The 22,500-nt window shown below is 47.0% G+C and carries 20 protein-coding genes, 1 tRNA gene, 3 rRNA genes, 1 other RNA gene and 1 other annotated feature (2 of these 26 running past the window's edge); of the genes, 9 read left to right on the top strand and 16 right to left on the bottom strand.

Features of this window, described 5'->3' with window-relative positions:
* The 8 genes from H7F26_RS06355 to tadA all read right to left on the bottom strand — a co-directional run.
* Positions 1-867: ribosomal RNA gene (locus H7F26_RS06355) — 16S ribosomal RNA — on the bottom strand; it reaches 683 nt to the left of the window's first position.
* Between the two features lie 285 nt (positions 868-1,152).
* Positions 1,153-1,419 carry a pro-sigmaK processing inhibitor BofA family protein gene (locus H7F26_RS06350; protein ID WP_003178144.1) on the bottom strand — a complete coding sequence of 89 codons (267 nt, stop codon included), beginning with the start codon at positions 1,417-1,419 and terminating at the stop codon, positions 1,153-1,155.
* A 64-nt stretch (positions 1,420-1,483) separates the two neighbouring features.
* Positions 1,484-1,708, bottom strand: a complete 225-nt coding sequence (locus H7F26_RS06345) for a YaaL family protein (RefSeq protein WP_003178142.1) — start codon at positions 1,706-1,708, stop codon at positions 1,484-1,486.
* A gap of 20 nt (positions 1,709-1,728) precedes the next feature.
* Positions 1,729-2,325, bottom strand: coding sequence for a recombination protein RecR (gene recR / locus H7F26_RS06340; protein WP_003178140.1), 597 nt, complete (start codon positions 2,323-2,325; stop codon positions 1,729-1,731).
* 13 nt (positions 2,326-2,338) lie between these two features.
* On the bottom strand, positions 2,339-2,662 hold the full coding sequence (locus tag H7F26_RS06335; protein WP_003178138.1) for a YbaB/EbfC family nucleoid-associated protein: 324 nt from the start codon (positions 2,660-2,662) through the stop codon (positions 2,339-2,341).
* Between the two features lie 26 nt (positions 2,663-2,688).
* Positions 2,689-4,389 carry a DNA polymerase III subunit gamma/tau gene (gene dnaX, locus H7F26_RS06330; protein WP_003178135.1) on the bottom strand — a complete coding sequence of 567 codons (1,701 nt, stop codon included), beginning with the start codon at positions 4,387-4,389 and terminating at the stop codon, positions 2,689-2,691.
* Positions 4,390-4,518: 129 nt separating this feature from the next.
* An RNA gene (gene ffs, locus H7F26_RS06325) (signal recognition particle sRNA large type) lies at positions 4,519-4,784 on the bottom strand.
* A 90-nt stretch (positions 4,785-4,874) separates the two neighbouring features.
* Positions 4,875-5,357: a tRNA adenosine(34) deaminase TadA gene (gene tadA / locus H7F26_RS06320; RefSeq protein WP_009330054.1), complete on the bottom strand. Its 483-nt coding sequence runs from the start codon at positions 5,355-5,357 to the stop codon at positions 4,875-4,877.
* Positions 5,358-5,499: 142 nt separating this feature from the next.
* On the opposite strand from tadA, the gene H7F26_RS06315 reads away from it, so the two are divergent.
* The 4 genes from H7F26_RS06315 to H7F26_RS06300 all read left to right on the top strand — a co-directional run bounded on the left by H7F26_RS06315 (position 5,500) and on the right by H7F26_RS06300 (position 8,693).
* Positions 5,500-5,988 carry a cysteine hydrolase family protein gene (locus H7F26_RS06315; protein WP_237563011.1) on the top strand — a complete coding sequence of 163 codons (489 nt, stop codon included), beginning with the start codon at positions 5,500-5,502 and terminating at the stop codon, positions 5,986-5,988.
* A gap of 37 nt (positions 5,989-6,025) precedes the next feature.
* Positions 6,026-7,345, top strand: a complete 1,320-nt coding sequence (locus H7F26_RS06310) for a glycoside hydrolase family 18 protein (RefSeq protein WP_003178129.1) — start codon at positions 6,026-6,028, stop codon at positions 7,343-7,345.
* Between the two features lie 86 nt (positions 7,346-7,431).
* Positions 7,432-8,055 (top strand): deoxynucleoside kinase, encoded by a 624-nt coding sequence (locus H7F26_RS06305; RefSeq protein ID WP_003178127.1) that lies wholly within the window; start codon positions 7,432-7,434, stop codon positions 8,053-8,055.
* Positions 8,052-8,693 (top strand): deoxynucleoside kinase, encoded by a 642-nt coding sequence (locus tag H7F26_RS06300; RefSeq protein WP_009330052.1) that lies wholly within the window; start codon positions 8,052-8,054, stop codon positions 8,691-8,693. The genes H7F26_RS06305 and H7F26_RS06300 overlap by 4 nt, the downstream gene beginning before the upstream one ends.
* A 133-nt stretch (positions 8,694-8,826) precedes the next feature.
* Here the strand turns inward: H7F26_RS06300 and H7F26_RS06295 are convergent.
* A tRNA-Ser gene (locus tag H7F26_RS06295) sits at positions 8,827-8,919 on the bottom strand.
* A gap of 129 nt (positions 8,920-9,048) precedes the next feature.
* Here H7F26_RS06295 and H7F26_RS06290 point away from each other — a divergent pair.
* The 4 genes from H7F26_RS06290 to H7F26_RS06275 are packed head-to-tail and all read left to right on the top strand — an operon-like array spanning position 9,049 to position 13,123.
* Positions 9,049-9,471: an SMI1/KNR4 family protein gene (locus H7F26_RS06290; protein ID WP_011197461.1), complete on the top strand. Its 423-nt coding sequence runs from the start codon at positions 9,049-9,051 to the stop codon at positions 9,469-9,471.
* 29 nt (positions 9,472-9,500) lie between these two features.
* Positions 9,501-10,652, top strand: coding sequence for a CdaR family transcriptional regulator (locus H7F26_RS06285; RefSeq protein WP_003178121.1), 1,152 nt, complete (start codon positions 9,501-9,503; stop codon positions 10,650-10,652).
* Positions 10,653-10,708: 56 nt separating this feature from the next.
* Complete coding sequence (locus H7F26_RS06280; protein WP_009330049.1) at positions 10,709-11,977, top strand: GntP family permease; 1,269 nt, start codon at positions 10,709-10,711, stop codon at positions 11,975-11,977.
* Between the two features lie 15 nt (positions 11,978-11,992).
* Complete coding sequence (locus H7F26_RS06275; protein WP_003178116.1) at positions 11,993-13,123, top strand: glycerate kinase; 1,131 nt, start codon at positions 11,993-11,995, stop codon at positions 13,121-13,123.
* Between the two features lie 29 nt (positions 13,124-13,152).
* Here H7F26_RS06275 and serS read toward each other — a convergent pair whose 3' ends face one another.
* The 5 genes from serS to guaB form a co-directional block, all read right to left on the bottom strand.
* Positions 13,153-14,430 (bottom strand): serine--tRNA ligase, encoded by a 1,278-nt coding sequence (gene serS, locus H7F26_RS06270; protein ID WP_003178111.1) that lies wholly within the window; start codon positions 14,428-14,430, stop codon positions 13,153-13,155.
* A gap of 57 nt (positions 14,431-14,487) precedes the next feature.
* Positions 14,488-14,706 (bottom strand) — a binding site (T-box leader).
* 51 nt (positions 14,707-14,757) lie between these two features.
* Complete coding sequence (gene pdxT, locus H7F26_RS06265) at positions 14,758-15,348, bottom strand: pyridoxal 5'-phosphate synthase glutaminase subunit PdxT (protein WP_003178110.1); 591 nt, start codon at positions 15,346-15,348, stop codon at positions 14,758-14,760.
* Between the two features lie 21 nt (positions 15,349-15,369).
* A complete protein-coding gene (gene pdxS, locus H7F26_RS06260; protein ID WP_003178108.1) occupies positions 15,370-16,254 on the bottom strand; it encodes a pyridoxal 5'-phosphate synthase lyase subunit PdxS in 885 nt (294 codons plus the stop codon).
* Positions 16,255-16,440: 186 nt separating this feature from the next.
* Entirely contained in the window at positions 16,441-17,736 is a 1,296-nt protein-coding gene (locus tag H7F26_RS06255) for a D-alanyl-D-alanine carboxypeptidase family protein (RefSeq protein ID WP_031314563.1), read from the bottom strand.
* Between the two features lie 184 nt (positions 17,737-17,920).
* Positions 17,921-19,387 (bottom strand): IMP dehydrogenase, encoded by a 1,467-nt coding sequence (guaB, locus tag H7F26_RS06250; protein WP_003178102.1) that lies wholly within the window; start codon positions 19,385-19,387, stop codon positions 17,921-17,923.
* A 121-nt stretch (positions 19,388-19,508) separates the two neighbouring features.
* On the opposite strand from guaB, the gene H7F26_RS06245 reads away from it, so the two are divergent.
* Positions 19,509-20,486: a YaaC family protein gene (locus H7F26_RS06245; RefSeq protein ID WP_003178100.1), complete on the top strand. Its 978-nt coding sequence runs from the start codon at positions 19,509-19,511 to the stop codon at positions 20,484-20,486.
* A gap of 15 nt (positions 20,487-20,501) precedes the next feature.
* Here H7F26_RS06245 and rrf read toward each other — a convergent pair.
* Positions 20,502-20,617: ribosomal RNA gene (gene rrf, locus H7F26_RS06240) — 5S ribosomal RNA — on the bottom strand.
* Between the two features lie 131 nt (positions 20,618-20,748).
* Positions 20,749-22,500 (bottom strand): 23S ribosomal RNA (locus H7F26_RS06235) (it continues 1,179 nt past the right edge of the window).

Genomic DNA, 22,500 nt, shown 5'->3' with positions numbered 1-22,500 from the left:
CAGCACTAAAGGGCGGAAACCCTCTAACACTTAGCACTCATCGTTTACGGCGTGGACTACCAGGGTATCTAATCCTGTTCGCTCCCCACGCTTTCGCGCCTCAGCGTCAGTTACAGACCAGAGAGTCGCCTTCGCCACTGGTGTTCCTCCACATCTCTACGCATTTCACCGCTACACGTGGAATTCCACTCTCCTCTTCTGCACTCAAGTTCCCCAGTTTCCAATGACCCTCCCCGGTTGAGCCGGGGGCTTTCACATCAGACTTAAGAAACCGCCTGCGCGCGCTTTACGCCCAATAATTCCGGACAACGCTTGCCACCTACGTATTACCGCGGCTGCTGGCACGTAGTTAGCCGTGGCTTTCTGGTTAGGTACCGTCAAGGTACCGCCCTATTCGAACGGTACTTGTTCTTCCCTAACAACAGAGTTTTACGATCCGAAAACCTTCATCACTCACGCGGCGTTGCTCCGTCAGACTTTCGTCCATTGCGGAAGATTCCCTACTGCTGCCTCCCGTAGGAGTCTGGGCCGTGTCTCAGTCCCAGTGTGGCCGATCACCCTCTCAGGTCGGCTACGCATCGTCGCCTTGGTGAGCCGTTACCTCACCAACTAGCTAATGCGCCGCGGGTCCATCTGTAAGTGGTAGCTAAAAGCCACCTTTTATGATTGAACCATGCGGTTCAATCAAGCATCCGGTATTAGCCCCGGTTTCCCGGAGTTATCCCAGTCTTACAGGCAGGTTACCCACGTGTTACTCACCCGTCCGCCGCTGACCTAAGGGAGCAAGCTCCCATCGGTCCGCTCGACTTGCATGTATTAGGCACGCCGCCAGCGTTCGTCCTGAGCCAGGATCAAACTCTCCATGAAATAATGGAGCGCAGATTAAGTTCGTCACATCCTGTGACAACATCTGCATGACCTGCATCGTGCAGGCCCCTGACTACGCACACTCAAATGTGCGATTTATAAAAATGAATTAACAGGTACGTTTTGTCTTGTTTAGTTTTCAAAGAACTTCGTTGCCGCTCTCAAAGCGACTATAATATCTTAACATTTAATCGTGATGTCGTCAACAACTTTTTTTCAAAAAATTATTCGTCATTAGCGACAAATATTAATTTAACACCTTTAAATATATTTGTCAACAAAAAATTATATTGCGATAAATTGTTTAATGACAATAAGAGCTGCTACACCGGGAACCCCCAATAATCCGCTCACTCCGGTTGTTACAATATTAATCGGCACGTGAATGCCCACGCTCTCGCCAAACAGATTCACACAGAACAAAAACAAAGCGCCGACTACAAATCTAACCGCTATTCTTCCGATTAATCGCAAAGGCTTAAATGATGCTTTTGAAAAAAACAACAGGGCAACCAAAGCTACAATTGCCCCGATAAAGATAACAGATCCCATGAATTCCCTCACTCCTCGCTCGTTCTTGTACAAGCATATGATGGGAATCATGCAAATAGACCTGCTACTTCCAGCTGCCGATCCTTAAATTTCTTTTTTTTGCTTCCCGCAAATAAAAAAAGTACTTTGCCTCGGCAACCTTTAATTCGTAAAGAACTTCTGGGGAAGGCTCTAGGCTGTTTTCAATCAGCCGCTTTTGCCTGTTCCATTCTTCCTTTTGATGGATCAGCTGTTCAACCAGCTTGTTATCAAATTCTTTTCTAAGCTTCTTTTTCCGAAGAAAACCCATGGTAACGCAATCTCCTCCCTCTACATTTCACGTCTGCCTTCAAGCGCTTTAGAAAGAGTGACTTCATCTGCATACTCCAAATCGCCTCCGACCGGAAGTCCATGGGCAATTCGTGACAGCTTGATACCAGACGGCTTTAAAAGCCTTGAAATGTACATGGCCGTTGCTTCTCCTTCTATATTCGGGTTTGTCGCGAGAATGACTTCAGTCACCTGATCATCCTGCAACCGCTTCAGCAATTCGGGTATTTTAATATCTTCCGGACCGATGCCGTCCATCGGAGAAATCGCTCCATGCAAAACATGGTACAGTCCGTTGTACTCCTTCATTTTCTCCATAGCAATGACATCTTTGGGATCCTGAACAACACATATGACCGATTTGTCTCTTCTCGTATCTTCACAAATATAGCAAGGATCTTGATCTGTTATATGTCCGCAGACCGAGCAATATGTCAAATTGCGCTTTGCGTTTACCAATGCTTTTGCAAAATCTAACACGACGTCTTCTTTCATACTAAGAACAAAAAAAGCCAGACGGACCGCCGTCTTGGGTCCGATTCCTGGCAATTTCATAAAGCTGTCAATCAGCTTTGATATTGGTTCAGGATACTGCATTCTTATTTTCCTCCTAGAATAAACCCGGCATGTTCATTCCTTTTGTAAACTTACCCATCGTTTCATTTGTTACTTCGTCAACTTTTTTCAAAGCATCGTTTGTCGCTGCAAGAACAAGATCTTGAAGCATTTCAACATCTTCAGGGTCTACGACTTCCTCTTTGATGATGACGTCGATGACTTCTTTTTGGCCGTTCACCTTAACGGTCACCATTCCACCGCCTGCAGTACCTTCGAGTACTTTTTCAGCCAGCTCCTCCTGTGCCTTTTGCATATCCTTTTGCATTTTTTGCATTTGCTTCATCATTTTCTGCATGTTACCCATTCCACCGCGCATACTCAAATCCACTCTCTTTCATGTTTTTATTCTTTAATTTCAATCAGTTCCGCTCCGAACAGTTTTTTAGCTTCTGCTACGAGCGGATCTTCTTCTTTCGGTTCGTTTGCTTCAGAATCTTCCGGCTGGTGATCCTGCAAAAATTCTTCTCTTATTTTACCCCATTGGGCTTCGGGAACGCCAACTATATCTATCCTTCCGCCGAGCATTCCGTCCAAAATTTGTTCCAGATTCGTCCTGACTCCGTTGTTGTCTTCAGCTACCATTTTACAGTGAATTTCGTATTTGAATGCGAGGACAAATGCTTTTGAAGATGCAGCCACCGGTTCGCTGTCATTTAAAAGGGCCGCATGTGATACTTTATTCTGCTGTTTCAGCTGGGCAAGCAATTGTCCCCAGCAGCCCTTTAATTTTTCGAGATCCGGTCTTGTGGCATCCTTTAATATTTCATGAATGCGGCCGACAGGCGCTTTATACGCGCTTTTTATGCTTTTTTGCGGACGGGACGCTTCTTTAGCCTGGGCGGGAGCAGAAGAGACCTGCACACCTTGTGTTTTAAGCCTCTCAATCTCCTGTTCAAGCTGCCGAACCTTGTTGACGAGATTGTCCACTTCCGGCTGGGCGGCCGCGGATGCCCCTGCTTTTGGTCCCTGGCAGAGCTTCACAACCGCAACTTCAAAGAAGATACGCGGATGATTCGTCCATTTCATTTCCTGATGGCTTTTATTTAATATATCGATCATTTCGTAAAGGTCTGATGCGGGAATTTGCCGGGATAGGGTTTGGAACTCTTCGTCCACCTTCACCTTTTCAAGAACGCCTTCTAAATCGGGCGCCGTTTGATAAAGAAGCATATCCCTGAAGTAGAAAATCATATCCTCGATTAATTTTGCCGGATCTTTCCCCTGCTGAAGGAGTTCGTTCAATGTTTCCAAAGCACCGGAAACATTTTTTTCGTGAAGGGTTGAGGCGAGCTTTCCAATATAGTGCTGTGACACGGCGCCTGTTATCAGCAGCGCATCATCCACCGTCAGCTCTTCTCCGCTGAATGATACGGCCTGATCGAGCAGGCTCAGCGCATCCCTCATGCCGCCGTCCGCGGCACTGGCGATGATGTCTAAGGCTCCGTCCTGCACCTTGAACTGTTCAGCTTCGACGATTTTTTTCATTCGTCCGACAATTGCCTGCGAGGTAATCCTCTTAAAATCAAATCGCTGACATCTAGAAATAATCGTTAAAGGAATTTTATGAGGCTCTGTTGTTGCGAGAATAAAGATACAATGCTCCGGCGGCTCTTCAAGCGTTTTTAGAAGGGCGTTGAATGCGCCGATAGAAAGCATATGTACTTCATCTATGATATATACTTTATACGTGACGGCAGACGGGGCAAATTTCACCTTGTCGCGGATGTCGCGTATTTCATCTACACCGTTGTTAGAAGCGGCGTCAATTTCGATCACATCTGAAATCGAACCGTTTGTAATGCCTTTGCACGCGGAGCATTCGTTACACGGTTCACTGACCGGAGCGCGCTCACAGTTGACAGCTTTGGCAAACAGTTTTGCGGCGCTTGTTTTTCCCGTTCCCCTCGGTCCGGAAAACAGATAAGCGTGCGAAAATTTCTTTTGTAAAAGGGCATTTTGCAACGTTTTCGTGATGTGCTCCTGACCGACTACATCTTCAAACAACTGCGGCCTGAACACTCTATATAAAGCCTGGTAACTCACAAACACGCCCTCCTCTTGTTTTCATCATTTCCATTATACATGATGCGGCTTTCAAATCCAAAAGCTCTTCTTAAGAAAAAAACTCATCTATATTCAAATAGATGAGTTCTTAATTTGATGATTGATTTACCGTGCACCTTCTGTCGATTCGCTACCCTAAGCGTTACTTAAGCAGTTAGCTCAGCCCAGGCAACCCTGCGGCACATGGAAGGTTCCACTTAATGCTGCTTCCTTCCGGACCTGACATGGTTCATGGATTCCCATTGCGCAGGACCCAAGCGTCAACACCACTTGCTTAAGGCAGACCTTAAAGTAAACGAACCTCGAGAAAGGGATTCGGCCTCGCTCGAGCGGATTGCGAGTACAGGGCACCGCTACCTCCCCGCTTAGCACGGCAAAATAAATATCAAATTATTTAAGCTGCGTCTTGATGTGACGCACTCATTAGTATAACTTGTTTCATCCTAAATTGCAAATTTCCGTCATCACAGCTCGCTTTGCTTTTCTGCTTTCTTTTTCGCGCGGAGCTTTCTGAAAAAATCGCTCAGCATCCTGCCGCATTCTTCTTCCATTACGCCGCTCACGACTTCAGCCTGATGATTGAATCTCTCCTCCTGCAGGAGATTCATCAAAGTCCCTGCACAGCCGCCTTTCGGATCAGACGCTCCGAACACCACTTTGTCGATTCTGGAAAGAACGGCCGCTCCGGCACACATCGGACATGGCTCAAGGGTAACGTAAAGAACAGCTCTCTCCAGCCGCCAGGTCCCCAGCTTCCGGCATGCCTCTTCAATGACGAGCATCTCCGCGTGGGCAACCGACCTTTGCTCGGTTTCCCTCAGATTATGGGCGCGGGCGATAATTTCCCCATCCAGAACGAGTACAGCACCAATCGGCACTTCGCCTTTTTCTTCGGCTTTTCTCGCTTCATTGACCGCTTCTTTCATATAAAACTCGTCTTGTGTCATCCGCATGCACTCTTTCAATGTTTTTCGCCAAACTGAATAGGCTAACTTATAGTTAAAGGAATATAAAATCTGAAAGGAGACAATCGCATTGTCCAATTCAGCTCTCATTATAGTCGACATCATTAATGATTTTCAATTCGATATGGGTGACGTTCTTTCCAAAAAGACCAGAAATATCACCGAGCATCTTCTGGCATTAAAAGAACACGCAGCCAAAATGAAATGGCCTATCATATACATTAATGACCATTTTGGAATTTGGCAAGCGGATATTGCTGCCATTATCAAGAAATGCAAAAACGGCAGGAGCGAATATATCATCGACCGGCTTGCACCGAATGACAGCGATTATTTTTTAATCAAACCAAAGCACTCAGCCTTTTACGGCACTGCTCTTGAAACATTGCTGCATGAACTTCATGTCGATCATTTGATCATCACTGGGATCGCAGGCAATATCTGCGTATTATTTACGGCAAACGATGCTTATATGCGGGAGTACGAGATTACGATTCCGCGCGATTGCATCGCCTCAAACAATGAAAAAGACAACAAATACGCCTTGACGATGATGGAAAATGTTCTGTTCGCCAATATCACGACGGCTAAGGCGATTACCTCCGAAACTTAGAGCATGAAACACTTCCTTTCATCATATAGTGGTAGCAATGAGAAAGGAGGCGTTTCCCATTCAGATTTATGTCGTGAAAAGAGGCGATACCCTTTACCAAATCGCGAATCGTTACCGAACAACAGTTAATGAAATTGTCGCGACGAATGAAATTCCGAACCCGAATCGGCTTGTTGTCGGACAAACCATCGTGATCCCGATCGCCGGCGAGTTTTATGAGGTCAGACAGGGAGATACATTAGCATCAATCGGAGCACGCTTTAATATTTCTCCGGCTGAACTGGCGAGGATCAACCGCATTCAGGTTAGCGCCGTTTTACCGGTCGGACTGCTGCTTTACATCCCCCCTCGGCCAAGACGGAACATTGAAACAAACGCCTATATCGAACCTCGGGGAGAAAGCGTAAGCCCCGCTTTGCAGCAGGCGGCAAGAGAGGCTTCGCCATACTTGACCTATCTGGGCGCTTTCAGCTTCCAGGCGAAGCGGGACGGCACACTCGAAGAACCGCCGCTGAACAACTTAAAAGAAATTGCCGACAGACATCGGACTACGATGATGATGATTGTCACCAATCTCGAAAATGAAGCTTTCAGCGACGAACTCGGCAGGATCATTCTGACGGACCAGAATGTAAAAAACAGATTGCTCGATAACATCGTTGCAGCGGCCAGAAGATACGGTTTTAAAGACATCCATTTTGACTTCGAATACTTAAGGCCCGAAGATAGAGAAGCCTATAATCAGTTTTTACGGGATGCCCGGGCCCGCTTCAGGCAGGAAGGCTGGCTCATCTCAACCGCGCTTGCTCCGAAAACGAGAGCGGATCAGCCCGGACAATGGTATGAAGCCCATGATTACCGGGCCCACGGCGAAATTGTCGATTTCGTCGTGCTGATGACATATGAGTGGGGCTACAGCGGAGGGCCCCCGATGGCGGTATCGCCGATCGGGCCCGTCCGGGACGTGATCGAATACGCACTCACGGAAATGCCCGCCAGCAAAATCGTCATGGGACAGAACTTGTACGGCTATGACTGGACGCTCCCCTATACGCCAGGCGGACCGCTGGCCAGAGCAATCAGCCCCCAGCGGGCGATTGAGATCGCGAGCGAGAACAATGCGGCGATACAGTACGATGAAACAGCTCAGGCTCCAAACTTCCGCTATACGGACAATGCCGGCAAACAGCATGAAGTATGGTTTGAAGACGCCCGCTCGATTCAGGCAAAGTTTGATCTGATTAGGGAATTGAATTTAAGGGGAATCAGCTATTGGAAGCTCGGCCTGTCCTTCCCGCAAAACTGGCTCTTGATAGCCGATCAATTTAATGTTGTGAAAGAGACGTTCCCAAGTTAAAGGAACGTTTTTTTTCATGGCAGCGGATGATGATGTGATACAATATGTATGGTTCACAAATGAATTTCTTTAGTAGGAGGACACCTATGAATACAGCCCCTTTCATTGCTGTCGAAGGCCCCATCGGCGCGGGAAAAACAACCTTGGCCAGCATGCTCTCCGAAAAGCTCTCACTCTCTTTGGTCAAAGAAATCGTCGAAGAAAACCCTTTTCTTGATAAATTTTATGATGAAAAAGATGAATGGAGCTTTCAGCTTGAGATGTTTTTCCTCTGCAATCGCTATAAGCAGCTTGAAGATACCGAGAAAAAGTATTTGCATCATCACATGCCCGTTGTTTCGGACTATCATATTTATAAAAACCTCATTTTTGCCGAACGGACGCTGGAAGGCAAAAAACTTGAGAAATACAGAAAAATTTATCAGCTGCTTACAGAAGATCTGCCGAAACCAAACGTCATCATTTACATAAGAGCGAGTCTTCCAACTTTATTGGAACGGATCAAAAAACGCGGACGGCCGTTTGAACAAGAAATGGACAAGCAATACCTGGAACAGCTTATCAATGATTATGAGGCGGCCATTAAGCAATTTAAAGAATCCGATCCGCCAATACCCGTCATTGAAATTAACGGAGATCAGGAAGACTTCGTAATCTCAGAAGCCGTTTTCAATCGAATTGCCGATCAAGTAAAGGAGTATATAGAATGAGTGTATATGATATTCCGAAAGATGCTATCATTACTGTTGCAGGAACGGTAGGAGTGGGGAAATCCACATTGACAAAAGAGCTTGCAAAAAGGCTCGGATTTAAAACCTCTCTTGAAGAGGTCGTGAATAACCCTTATTTGGAGGCTTTTTACCAAGACTTTGAACGCTGGAGCTTTCACCTGCAGATTTTCTTCTTGGCAGAGCGCTTCAAAGAACAAAAATACATTTACGAATCGGGCGGCGGATTTGTTCAGGACCGTTCAATTTATGAAGATACAGGCATTTTCGCCAAAATGCACGCCGATAAAGGCACAATGTCAAAAGTCGACTATAAGACGTATACGAGCCTGTTTGAAGCGATGGTCATGACGCCTTACTTCCCCCGCCCCGACGTTTTAGTCTATTTAGAGGGCGATTTGGAAACGATTCTCGACCGCATCCAAAAACGCGGACGGGAAATGGAACTGTTAACCGACAGATCGTATTGGGAAGAAATGTACACTAGGTATGAAAACTGGATCAGCGGATTTAACGCCTGTCCGGTTGTCAGAGTCAATATTGATGAATACGACCTGTTCAACAACTCAGCCTCTCTCGATCCAATCATTGAAAAAATCAGTGAAGCCATTCAAAGATAAACAAGCAAAAAGAGCGGATTCCCTTGAAGAGCCGCTCTTTTTGCTGCATATAAAAAAAACCGCTGCCCTATCCAGGCAGCGGCAACACAATCTCCAATTTATGCTTTTCAATCACTAAAATGCAAATCAATAATGGCGGAGGAAGAGGGATTCGAACCCCCGCGGGCTTTGACACCCCTGTCGGTTTTCAAGACCGATCCCTTCAGCCAGACTTGGGTATTCCTCCGTATCGACAAGAATTAATATAACATGTCCTATCTTTTTAAGTCAAGGGATTTTTTTATAAAAAATTTATTTTATTGTTCACGCTTCTCATTATATGCAAAAATAATAATAAACGCAAAGGGTGATGGCATTGTGGAAACATTTTATAAGCCGTTTGCCTCAAGATTACACGCTGAACAGACCTATTGAAACAGGAAAGCTTCAGAAAGCAGAAGAACTCCTCGGCGTCTCTTTTCCTGATGAACTGGTCAGCCTTTTAAAAATGACAAACGGCATTAATGATACTTTCGGGGATCATCTCATTTGGCCTGCGGACAGAATAATAGAAGAGAATCTAGACATGAGATGTACCGACTGTTTTAAGCCGTTTGATTGTCTGCTCTTTATAGCAGGTGCGGGCAATGGCGATTTATTTGCTTATTCTATTTTAAACGGCTCCATACGGAAAAATGATATTTATGTTTGGAATCATATAGACGACAGCCGAATATGGGTCGCACCTTCTTTAAAATCATTCATAAAAGGCTGGATCGACGGAACAATCACCATTTAAAAAACGATCTTAGGCAGGAGCATGATGAAATGAATTACCTATCAAAAGAATTGGCGGAGGAAATTGTCGAAAGAACCATGTCGATTATTCGGCACAACATTAATATGATGGATGAAAACGGGGTTATCATCGCTTCAGGAGACCGTTCGAGAATCGGTGATGAACACGCAGGAGCGAAGGACGCACTTGCAGCTGAAAAGGTTATCAGCATCACGCCCGAAGAATGCTCGGCTTTAACGGGAACGAAGCCCGGCGTAAACCTTCCCATCGTATTTCATGATGAAATAATCGGCGTCATTGGAATCACGGGGCCGCCTTCTGAAGTCAGCCGTTACGGAGAACTTGTCAAAATGGCAGCGGAGCTAACAGTCGAACAGGCATTTTTAACAAAACAGCTGACATGGGATCAAAGGCTCCGCGAAGAAACGGTCATCCAAATGATTCAGGGGACTGATCTAGCATCCCTTGACTTCTTTGAACGTGCAGAGCGATTAAACATACCGCTTGACGGCCAGCGTACTTGTCTTGTGTTTGAGCTCCCATCGGCTGATATGAAGCCGGCGTTTATTAAAAAACTTGAAAAACATTTAACCGCGAAAGATTTGTACGCCAATATTTCTTTAAAAGAGGTCGCAGTTATTCTGGCAGGCGCCCCCACTAAAAGCAGGTCTGATCTCTTTTCAGCTTGGAACGGCTGGCTCAGCCAATGGAAAACAGTCAGAGGCGCGCTTGGCGAGCAGGCTGACCAGCTTCAGCAGCTGCCATTTTCCTATCAAAGTGCAAAACAAACGCTCAAGATTGCTGAAAACAATTGTAGTTTATACGATTATCGAGAGTTTGCGATTCCTGTTTTATTATCAAAAATAGAGCATCCGGATCAGGAGATTCACTTTCAAAACATCTGGGATCGCCTTTCCCAAGCAGATCAAAAAGGCGAATTAACTCATACCCTCCTCTGCTACATAGAAGAAAACGGCGAAATCGGGGAAACTTCATCAAGACTCTTTATTCATCGCAACACCTTAAACTACCGGCTCAGAAAGATTGAATTGGCAACGGGGTGTAATCCAAAACGGTTTGACGACCTATTCAAACTGTATACAGCCATTACTCTTTTTTCACCCTTTTGTGCAAATGAACAATTTAAATATAGGATAAAAGGACGAAATCCGTATACCTGACCAATTCTCCCTCATACAGAAAGCGTTTACAATTGGACGTAAGGGAGGGTATGCACATGGATATTCAAATCAATGCAATAGGCGCCTTATGCGCATTAGTCATATCAATCTTTCTCATTCTGAAAAAAGTCCCGCCGGCTTACGGCATGATGATCGGCGCATTGGCCGGAGGCTTAATCGGCGGCGCAGATTTAATAGAGACGACGGATCTCATGATAGCAGGTGCTAAAAACATGATTCCCGCGGTGCTCCGCATCTTGGCGGCAGGCGTGCTCGCCGGCGTTCTGATTCAATCCGGCTCCGCAGCGGTGATTGCGGAAACCATTGTCAATCAGATCGGAGAAAAAAGGGCGCTTCTTGCCTTAACATTGGCAACAGCCATCTTAACAACGGTCGGCGTATTCGTTGATGTCGCCGTCATCACAGTCGCTCCGATCGCTCTGGCGATCGCGAGGCGGACCTTTATCAGCAAAGCGGCCATTCTGTTGGCGATGATCGGCGGGGGAAAAGCGGGCAATATCATGTCGCCAAACCCTAATGCCATTGCCGCTTCAGATGCCTTTCACGTCCCTTTGACATCCGTGATGGCCGCCGGGATCATCCCCGCTATTTTCGGATTGGGCGCCACTTACTTGCTGGCAAAACGCCTTTCAAATAAAGGAACAAAAGTAGCTGCAAATGAGATTGAGACCCAAACGGCACAACAACTGCCGGCATTTTGGGCGGCGGTCAGCGGCCCTGTGGTCTCTATCCTGTTGCTCGCCTTAAGGCCTGCGGCAGGAATTACGATTGATCCGATTATCGCTCTGCCGGCTGGAGGCCTCGTCACTGCGATCGCATCGGGGCAAGCGGGCAAACTGAGGGATTTTGCCGCTTCAGGACTGTCAAAGATGTCAGGCGTTGCCGTGATGCTGCTCGGGACTGGAACCCTTGCAGGCATCATCGCCAACTCCAAACTTAATTCTTTAATCACCGACACCCTTGTCGGCTTGGGTCTACCGTCGTTTCTCTTGGCTCCAATCTCGGGCATGCTGATGTCAATGGCAACCGCCTCGACAACCGCCGGCACCGCTGTCGCCAGCAGCGTATTCGGCCCGACATTGCTTGATCTTGGCGTCGCCGGCCTCGCAGGTGCGGCGATGATTCACGCCGGAGCAACGGTGCTCGACCATCTGCCTCACGGAAGCTTTTTTCATACGACGGGAGGCAGCGTATTCATGGCCATGAAAGAACGTTTAAAGCTGATTCCATATGAGTCGGTCATCGGCTTAATCCTAACGATTATCTCGACTTTGATTTTTGGAATTTTTCAATTCTTTATTTAAAAAGGAGCAGGTACCATGAAAATCGTAATCGCACCTGATTCATTTAAAGAAAGCATGACATCGCTTGAGGCGGCTAGAAGCATTGAAAAAGGCTTTAAAGAGATTCTGCCTGACGCCGAATACGTCAATATTCCGGTTGCCGACGGAGGCGAAGGAACCGTTCAGGCTCTGGTTGACGCTACCGGAGGAGATATTGTATATCAAACGGTCACTGGCCCTCTCGGGAAGCCCGTAAAGGCAGCTTACGGCCTGCTTGGTGACGGAAAAACGGCTGTCATCGAAATGGCTGAAGCGTCAGGCCTTCACCTCGTTCCACCTGAACAGCGGAATCCCCTGTTAACAACAACGAGAGGAACCGGAGAGCTGATTCTGGATGCTGCGGAAAAAGGAGTGTCCCAGATCATCATCGGACTCGGCGGAAGCGCGACAAATGACGGCGGCGCGGGAATGGCTTCAGCACTTGGCGTGAAGTTTCTAAACCGCGCTGGAGAAGAGATTGAAAATGGGGGCGGTGCACTAGCTGAGATTGCCAAAATCGATGTGAGCGGCCTTGATCCAAAATTAAAGCATATCCAATTCGAAGCCGCCTGTGATGTTGATAATCCTCTTACAGGTCCTCGCGGTGCCTCCGCTGTATTTGGGCCGCAAAAAGGAGCGAACAGTGAAATGACGGCCCACTTGGATCAAAACTTAAAACATTATGCTGCAGCTGTCAAAGCAGAGCTGGGATGCGAAATCGATTCACTCCCGGGAGCCGGAGCGGCCGGAGGATTGGGAGCTGGCCTGTGCGCCTTTTTAAAAGCGGAATTAAAAAGCGGTGTTGACATTGTTTTAGATACTTTGTCTTTTTCTGAACGCATTAAAGGGGCCGATCTTGTAATTACAGGCGAGGGAAAAATAGACGGCCAAACGGTCAGCGGAAAAACGCCGGCCGGCGTCGCAAAACGCGCCTGCAGCGAAAATATTCCGGTTATTGCATTTGCCGGATCGCTCGGTGAAGGCTGCGAGCTTGTTTATGATATCGGCATTTCCGCTCTCTTTTCGATCGTGCCCGGCATCAGCTCCTTGGAGAACGCTCTTGCCGATGGAAGTTCAAATCTTACGCGCTGTGCGCGAAATGTAGCCGCCGTCTGGTCACTCGAATAAAAAAAGCGCGCCTATTGGCGCGCACTTTTTTATGGTTGAATAACGTCTCTGTTCCCCATGTATGGACGAAGCGCTTTAGGGATGATGACGCTTCCGTCCTCCTGCTGATAATTTTCCAATAATGCGGCAACCGTTCTGCCGACTGCCAAGCCGGATCCGTTTAGCGTATGGACATGCTCTGGCTTGCCTTTTGCTTCCCTTCTGAATCTGATATTCGCCCGTCTGGCCTGGAAAGCTTCAAAGTTGCTGCATGATGAAATTTCGCGATATGTGTTTTGGCTTGGAATCCATACTTCAATATCGTATTTTTTCGCAGCGGTAAACCCCAGATCGCCCGTACACATGCTCATCACCCGATAAGGAAGCTCAAGCAGCTGAAGAACCTTCTCCGCTTGATTTGTCAGTTTTTCAAGCTCTTCATATGAATCCTCAGGCTTCACAAATTTCACCAGTTCAACCTTGTTAAATTGGTGCTGGCGAATCAAACCGCGCGTATCACGTCCGGCAGAGCCTGCTTCTGAACGGAAGCACGCACTGAACGCCGCATAATTGATCGGCAGCTCGTCAGCTGACAAAATTTCATCGCGATGCAGGTTCGTAATCGGCACTTCCGCCGTCGGAATTAAGAAATAATCTTCTTCCCTGATCTTAAAAGCATCTTCCTCAAACTTCGGCAGCTGTCCGGTGCCTGTCATGCTTGCGCGGTTCACCATGTACGGCGGGATGACTTCCGTATAGCCGTACTCGTCTACGTGGAGATCAAGCATAAAGTTATACAATGCGCGTTCAAGTCTGGCGCCGAGCCCTTTATAGAAAACGAAACGGCTTCCCGTTACCTTGCCGGCCCGTTCAAAATCGAGAATATCCAATTGATCGGCAATATCCCAATGAGGCTTCGGCTCAAACGAAAACTCAGGGAGTTCGCCCCATTTGCGAACTTCCACGTTGTCGTCTTCAGTCTCACCGACCGGAACAGACTCGTGGGGGATGTTCGGGATAGACAGCATGATTTTATCAAGCGAAGACTCGACCGTTCTCAGCTCTTCATCAAGTTTTTTAATGTCTTCACCGACTTCGCGCATTTCTTTAATGAGGTGGTCAGCATCTTTTTTCTCGCGCTTTAAAGCGGCAACCTGCTGAGATACCTCATTGCGCTTCCCTTTCAGCTCTTCCACTTTGACGATCAATTCTCTTCTCTTTGTATCCAATTCCTCAAATTGATCAAAATCTGATAAATCTTCTCCCCTGTGGGCAAGCTTTTGTTTGATTTCTTCAAAATTTGCCCGCAGCAGTTTGACATCAAGCATCTGCCTCGCTCCTTTTATACTGATTTGACCGAAAAAAAGAGCCCTTGTCCCCTAAATAAAAGGGACGAGAGCTCTCGCGTTGCCACCCTGATTGAAAACAGGCGTCTACCTCCTGCTTTCCGCTTATTTTGATAACGGTTCTCCCGTAAATGCCTACTTTGACTGTTCAGCATTTCGCTCAAGGATGGATTCGGACAGCATCTTTCGCCGATTCGCACCAACCATCGGCTCTCTTGGAAAGAGAGGCTTCCTACTGCTTCCTATCAACGCTTTTCGATCTATATTGTCTTATAAATGTACTACAAGTTTTAACAGCTTTCAACCGTTTTATACGACGGCTTCCCGTTTATGCTTTTCCACCATCTCGACAAATAATTTCGTCATTCTGTGATCATCCGTCAGCTCAGGGTGGAAAGAACAGCCGAGAAGATTTCCTTGTTTGGCAGCGACGATTCTTCCGTTGTGTTCCGAAAGCACTTCTACATCTGCGCCCGCTTCCAAAATGTGCGGAGCGCGGATAAATACGCCTGTAAACGGTCCCTCAAGTCCTTTAACGGTTAAGTCTGCTTCAAAGCTGTCCACCTGTCTTCCAAAGGAATTCCGCTCTACCGTTACATCCAGAACCCCGAGATGGGCATCGTTAGTTCCGGCAATGTTCTTCGCCAGGATAATCAGCCCAGCACAAGTTCCAAATACCGGCTTTCCGGATGCGGCAAATTCCTGAAGAGGCTTCATAAACTGATACGTATCGATGAGGCGCCTCATCGTCGTGCTTTCGCCTCCTGGCAAAATCAAACCGTCGATTTCCTTTAACTCTTCCGGCCACTTGATGACTTTTCCGGCCGCTCCGCATGCTTCAATTGAGCGAATGTGTTCTCTTACTGCTCCCTGAAGTCCAAGTACACCAATTGTCAGCATGTCAATCCGTCTCCTTCGTGTTTACCAGCCGCGCTCTTGCATACGCTGTTCTGGCAGCAGATTTGAGATTTCAATCCCTTTCATCGCAGTTCCAAGCTCTTTTGAAAGCTCGGCAATCAGCTTGTAATCCGTGAAATGCGTCGTCGCTTCTACGATTGCTTTCGCGAATTTTGCAGGGTTGTCGGATTTGAAAATACCGGACCCTACGAATACGCCGTCAGCGCCAAGCTGCATCATTAGAGCAGCATCAGCAGGTGTTGCTACACCGCCGGCAGCAAAGTTGACAACCGGAAGGCGTCCTTCGGCTTTAATTTCCTTCAGCAGCTCATAAGGAGCGCCGAGGTTTTTCGCTTCTGTCATCAGTTCGTCATCGCTCATGCCGACTACTTTGCGCACTTGAGCATTCACCTTTCTCATATGGCGGACAGCTTCCACAATATTGCCCGTACCAGGTTCGCCTTTTGTACGAAGCATTGAAGCTCCTTCAGCGATCCGGCGCGTCGCTTCTCCTAGGTCGCGGCATCCGCATACAAATGGAACGGTAAATTCGTTTTTATTTAAATGAAATTCTTCATCTGCAGGAGTCAAAACTTCACTTTCATCAATATAGTCAACGCCAAGCGCTTCAAGAACACGCGCTTCAACGATATGCCCGATGCGTGCTTTTGCCATAACCGGGATTGAAACAGCGTTCATCACTTCTTCGACAATAGTCGGATCTGCCATGCGGGCAACTCCGCCTGCCGCACGGATATCAGCCGGAACGCGCTCCAGCGCCATGACTGCGACGGCTCCTGCTTCTTCTGCGATTTTTGCTTGTTCAGCATTGACAACGTCCATAATGACGCCGCCCTTCTGCATTTCTGCCATACCGCGTTTTACGCGATCAGTACCTGTTTGAGCCATTTCAAGGATCCCCCTAATCAAAGATTGAATTGTCAGATTTAATCCTATTGTATCCTATAATTCCACAAAATCATATGAAAAACACGAAGATTATTTCTATTTTAATAACAAATCGTTAGGATTGTAAATGGTAATTCTATCTGAATATGACAATAAAGAGCCCTATCAAATAGAGCTCTTTATTTTTTAAAACCAGCCGGTTACCATTTCAACAATGCTGTTCCATATACCGGCAAAAAAGCCGCCGATGCTTCTCATCGTTAAAATAAACCAGTTTGCTTTCTCATCATCTTCTTTTGTCACCAGGTTTACACCTGATACATCGCTGCCGAGAAATCCGTAGTCCTTTTCTTCTCCCTTATAGGAGGCCGTCAAGGTACCGACTTTCTCACCTTTTTTAACAGGTGCGGTCAGCTCGTCTTTGTTCAGCGTCACTTTCGCTTTGTAATTCTTTTCTTCACCGTTCTTCACAGGCATTGAAAAGGCTTTTTCTGTGACGATGCCGACTTCAGTTTCTTTCCCTTTGTCGACTGTGACTGTTTCGTTGCCTTTCACTTGTGCGCCTTTTGCGTAAAACTCTTTCATAGTGAAGTTTTCAAATGCATAATCGAGCATTTTTTTCGTTTCTTTAAATCGCGCCGTATGAAGGTCGCCTTTCGCATTCAGAACGACGGAAATCACTCTCATGCCATTTCTTTCAGCAGTAGCCGTAAAGCATGATCCGGCTGAGTCGGTTGACCCGGTTTTCAGCCCGTCCACACCTTCATATTGCTGAACAAGGCCTTTCAGCATAAAGTTCCAGTTCGGCATATCCATTTCATCGTCTGTGCCTTTTCTGAACTTCGTTTTGGCAATGCTCGCCGTATCGAGGATCTCTGGATAATCGCTCACTAAATGATCGGCAAGGAGCGCCATGTCTCTCGCAGACACTTCATTTTCTTCATTGGCATTTGTTCCGCTCGGATGTTTGCCGTGAAGATCCTTGTTTTCCAAACCTGTGGCATTCACAAATTTGAAATCTTTCATTCCAAGCTCTTTGGCTTTTTTGTTCATTAACTCTACAAACTTCGATTCAGAACCGGCAACAATTTCAGAAAGTGCAATAGCCGCCGCGTTTGCAGAGTAAATTGCAGTCGCCTGATAAAGCTCTTTTACAGTGTATGATCCGTCTTTACGAAGAGGAACATTGGATAGTGAACGATCTTGGGAAATCTCGTATACATAATCGTCAGGCGTGTACTTCTGATCCCATTTCACTTTGCCTTCGTGAATCGCTTCCAACAGAAGATACTCCGTCATCATTTTTGCCATGCTGGCAACAGGAAGACGCTGGTCGGCATTTTTACTGTACAAAATTTTCCCCGATGAAGCTTCCACCAGGATTGCTGCTTTCGCGTCTACATTGATTGGATCATTTGCAGCTTTTGCAGTTGACATAGGAGAAAATGCACCTACAGTCACGGCAAAAGCAACGATTAACATGATCAGCTGCTTTAATCTCTTGCTTTTCAAATCGTGATACCTCCGCTTTTCATCAGACTAATAATCTATATCAAAGCCTTTTAAGACATTTTTCAAACACAACATTATAAATTTTATCATAATGAAGCAAAAAAAAATAGACAGAGTATCACTCTGTCTACGGTTTAATTTTTGTCATATTTGATTAGGAAATGGTATAGTTAGGCGATTCTTTGGTAATTTGCACATCGTGAGGATGGCTTTCCCGCAGGCCTGCTCCTGTCATGCGGATGAACTGCGCATCTTCCCTCAATGCGTGCAAATCTTTCGTTCCGCAGTAGCCCATGCCGGATTTCAAACCGCCGACAAGCTGATAAACGGTATCAGCAACAGGGCCTTTATAAGGCGTACGGCCTTCAATGCCTTCAGGAACGAATTTTTTGTTTTCCTCTTGGAAGTAGCGGTCTTTGCTTCCTTTTTCCATCGCAGCTACAGAACCCATGCCGCGATAAACTTTAAAGCGTCTGCCTTGATAGATTTCAGTCTCGCCCGGGCTTTCAGATGTTCCGGCAAGAAGGCTTCCTAGCATGACGGCATGACCGCCGGCAGCCAAGGCTTTGACAATATCTCCGGAATACTTGATGCCGCCGTCTGCAATAATCGCAGCGCCGTGTTTTCTTGCTTCAGTCGCACAATCGTAAATCGCTGTCACTTGCGGAACACCGACACCGGCTACTACGCGGGTTGTACAAATTGACCCCGGTCCGATACCGACTTTAACTACATTTGCTCCAGCTTCGATAAGCGCTTTTGTTCCTTCGGCAGTTGCGACGTTACCGGCAATGATATTTAATTCAGGATAAGTGTCGCGGATTTTCTTAACGGTATCCAATACTCCTTGTGAATGGCCGTGCGCGGTATCAACGACGATCACATCGACATTGGCTTCCACAAGCTTTCTGACGCGTGTCATTGTGTCGCCTGTTACACCAACCGCTGCTCCAACCAATAGGCGGCCGTGAACATCTTTCGCTGAATTCGGGAATTCGATTACTTTTTCAATGTCTTTAATCGTAATTAGCCCTTTTAAAACACCTTGATCATCTAAAAGAGGGAGTTTTTCGATCTTGTATTTTTGAAGAATTTTTTCTGCTTCATCCAGGGTTGTACCAACAGGAGCCGTAACAAGCTCTTCTTTTGTCATAACATCGCTGATTTTCATGGAGTAATCAGAAATAAATCGCAGATCACGGTTTGTAATGATTCCAACCAGCTTCTGATCCTCTTCATTGTCAACAATCGGAACACCGGAAATTCTGTATTTGCCCATCAAATGCTCTGCATCAAAAACTTGGTGCTCTGGTGTCAGGAAAAACGGATTTGTAATGACGCCGCGCTCTGAACGTTTGACTTTGTCAACCTGCTCAGCCTGCTGTTCAATTGACATGTTTTTGTGGATAATACCCAGTCCGCCCTGCCTTGCCATCGCGATGGCCATTTGAGCTTCTGTAACTGTATCCATGCCTGCACTAATAATTGGAACATTCAGCTTGAGAGACGGTGTAAGCTCTACCGATAAATCGACGTCGCGCGGAAGTACCTCCGATTTAGCCGGAACGAGCAATACATCATCAAATGTTAAGCCTTCTTTTGAAAATTTGCTTTCCCACATTAGTAAATCCCCCTCTTTTCGGCAAAATATTATATGTAGATTATCAACTTGAATACCCACTGTCAAGAAAGCGAGAAACAGTTGTAATTTTTAGAAAATAACCATAAGGGAAGTGGAGTCCATGCAAGATAAAGGATGGAAGGATTTAAAGCTATTTTATTCGGTCGAAACAGCCCAGCATTTTCTTGAAATGGTATATAAAAATCAAGGAATGGAAGATGCCAAAAAAAATTCCTATAAAAACGGAGAGCGGTTTATTTTTTTTCTTAAACATGCGGAAGCCTTTTACAAGCAAGCCAAAATCGCTACGTTGGAAATCAAACCGATTTTATTATTTTACGGCATGGCACAGCTATTGAAAGCCTGCCTGTTAACGACAGATCCTTCCTATCCAAGCCATACTTCAGTGCTCGCCCATGGCGTGACCACTAGAAAACGAAAAAAACAAAATTACCGCTTTTATGAAGATGAAGTAAAAATCCAAAGGAACGGCCTATGTATGCACGTCATCAGGTCCCTTTTCCAATTATCCGGATTGGAAGATGAACGATTCAATATGAAGCAGCTTTTGGCGAGAATTCCGGAGATCAATAAAGTACTGGCATTTCAAAGAAAACCGAATCCAATAGTAAAAGCAGCCGTCGAAGACCGGCTCATTTGGCTGCCAAGCGAGACGCCCGATGCTTACAATATGTCGTCAAAGCGTTTCATCGAACATGTCGAATACCATTTAAACTGGTCTTTCTGCCGTGAAGAAAAAGAGGGGATCATTTTTTCCGCCGCTCAAAAAGAATGCCGTCCCAGCACTTCGACTACCTTGCTTTATGATTTGGAACATGGCGCATATTATTTTCCGGCTGAACGGGATCGCTTTTTAAAGCTCCCGGAAATATTGGTGCATTACTTGGTTGCTTACAATTTAAGCATGATTGCCAGGTATGAAACAGAATGGTGGTATGACCTTCTTCTTCAAAGTGCCAGCGATGATTATGTCATCATCCAACAGTTTTTACATATAGTCGAGTCAAAGTTCCCTTATTATATCGCTGAATTGCTTATTCGAAAAAAAGAAAACAACAAAAAAGACCAGCTTATATAAGCTGGTCCTCTTAGCGCTTGGCGGCGTCCTACTCTCACAGGGGGAAGCCCCCAACTACCATCGGCGCTGAAGAGCTTAACTTCCGTGTTCGGCATGGGAACGGGTGTGACCTCTTCGCTATCGCCACCAAACTATGCCTTCAGGACGAAGGTACTGGGCGTTCCTCACAGGATGTGAGGGCCTTTAGCCGAGTTTCCTTGCCTTTGGCTTTCTGAGAGCATTCTCTCAAAACTAGATAACGGACAGACGATTCACAAATATTTAGGTTAAGTCCTCGATCGATTAGTATCTGTCAGCTCCATGTGTCGCCACACTTCCACCTCAGACCTATCAACCTGATCATCTTTCAGGGATCTTACTTCCTTATAGGAATGGGAAATCTCATCTTGAGGGGGGCTTCATGCTTAGATGCTTTCAGCACTTATCCCGTCCGCACATAGCTACCCAGCGATGCCCTTGGCAGAACAACTGGTACACCAGCGGTGCGTCCATCCCGGTCCTCTCGTACTAAGGACAGCTCCTCTCAAATTTCCTGCGCCCGCGACGGATAGGGACCGAACTGTCTCACGACGTTCTGAACCCAGCTCGCGTACCGCTTTAATGGGCGAACAGCCCAACCCTTGGGACCGACTACAGCCCCAGGATGCGATGAGCCGACATCGAGGTGCCAAACCTCCCCGTCGATGTGGACTCTTGGGGGAGATAAGCCTGTTATCCCCGGGGTAGCTTTTATCCGTTGAGCGATGGCCCTTCCATGCGGAACCACCGGATCACTAAGCCCGACTTTCGTCCCTGCTCGACTTGTAGGTCTCGCAGTCAAGCTCCCTTGTGCCTTTACACTCTGCGAATGATTTCCAACCATTCTGAGGGAACCTTTGGGCGCCTCCGTTACCTTTTAGGAGGCGACCGCCCCAGTCAAACTGCCCACCTGACACTGTCTCCCTGCCCGATAAGGGCAGCGGGTTAGAAGGTCAATACAGCCAGGGTAGTATCCCACCGATGCCTCCACCGAAGCTGGCGCTCCGGTTTCCAAGGCTCCTACCTATCCTGTACAAGCTGTACCAACATTCAATATCAGGCTGCAGTAAAGCTCCACGGGGTCTTTCCGTCCTGTCGCGGGTAACCTGCATCTTCACAGGTACTATAATTTCACCGAGTCTCTCGTTGAGACAGTGCCCAGATCGTTGCGCCTTTCGTGCGGGTCGGAACTTACCCGACAAGGAATTTCGCTACCTTAGGACCGTTATAGTTACGGCCGCCGTTTACTGGGGCTTCAATTCGCACCTTCGCTTACGCTAAGCGCTCCTCTTAACCTTCCAGCACCGGGCAGGCGTCAGCCCCTATACTTCGCCTTACGGCTTCGCAGAGACCTGTGTTTTTGCTAAACAGTCGCCTGGGCCTATTCACTGCGGCTCTCTCGGGCTTGCACCCTAACAGAGCACCCCTTCTCCCGAAGTTACGGGGTCATTTTGCCGAGTTCCTTAACGAGAGTTCTCTCGATCACCTTAGGATTCTCTCCTCGCCTACCTGTGTCGGTTTGCGGTACGGGCACCTCTCACCTCGCTAGAGGCTTTTCTTGGCAGTGTGGAATCAGGAACTTCGCTACTATATTTCGCTCGCCATCACAGCTCAGCCTTACGGGAAACGGATTTGCCTATTTCCCAGCCTAACTGCTTGGACGCGGATATCCAATACCGCGCTTGCCCTATCCTCCTGCGTCCCCCCATTGCTCAAATGGTGAGGAGGTGGTACAGGAATATCAACCTGTTGTCCATCGCCTACGCCTTTCGGCCTCGGCTTAGGTCCCGACTAACCCTGAGCGGACGAGCCTTCCTCAGGAAACCTTAGGCATTCGGTGGAGGGGATTCTCACCCCTCTTTCGCTACTCATACCGGCATTCTCACTTCTAAGCGCTCCACGAGTCCTTCCGGTCTCGCTTCACAGCCCTTAGAACGCTCTCCTACCACTGTTCGCAAGAACAGTCCGCAGCTTCGGTGATACGTTTAGCCCCGGT

The sequence above is a fragment of the Bacillus sp. PAMC28748 genome (assembly GCF_014250415.1).
GTDB classification, from domain to species: Bacteria; Bacillota; Bacilli; order Bacillales; family Bacillaceae; genus Bacillus; species Bacillus licheniformis.
This window is presented reverse-complemented; position numbering and strand designations above follow the sequence as displayed.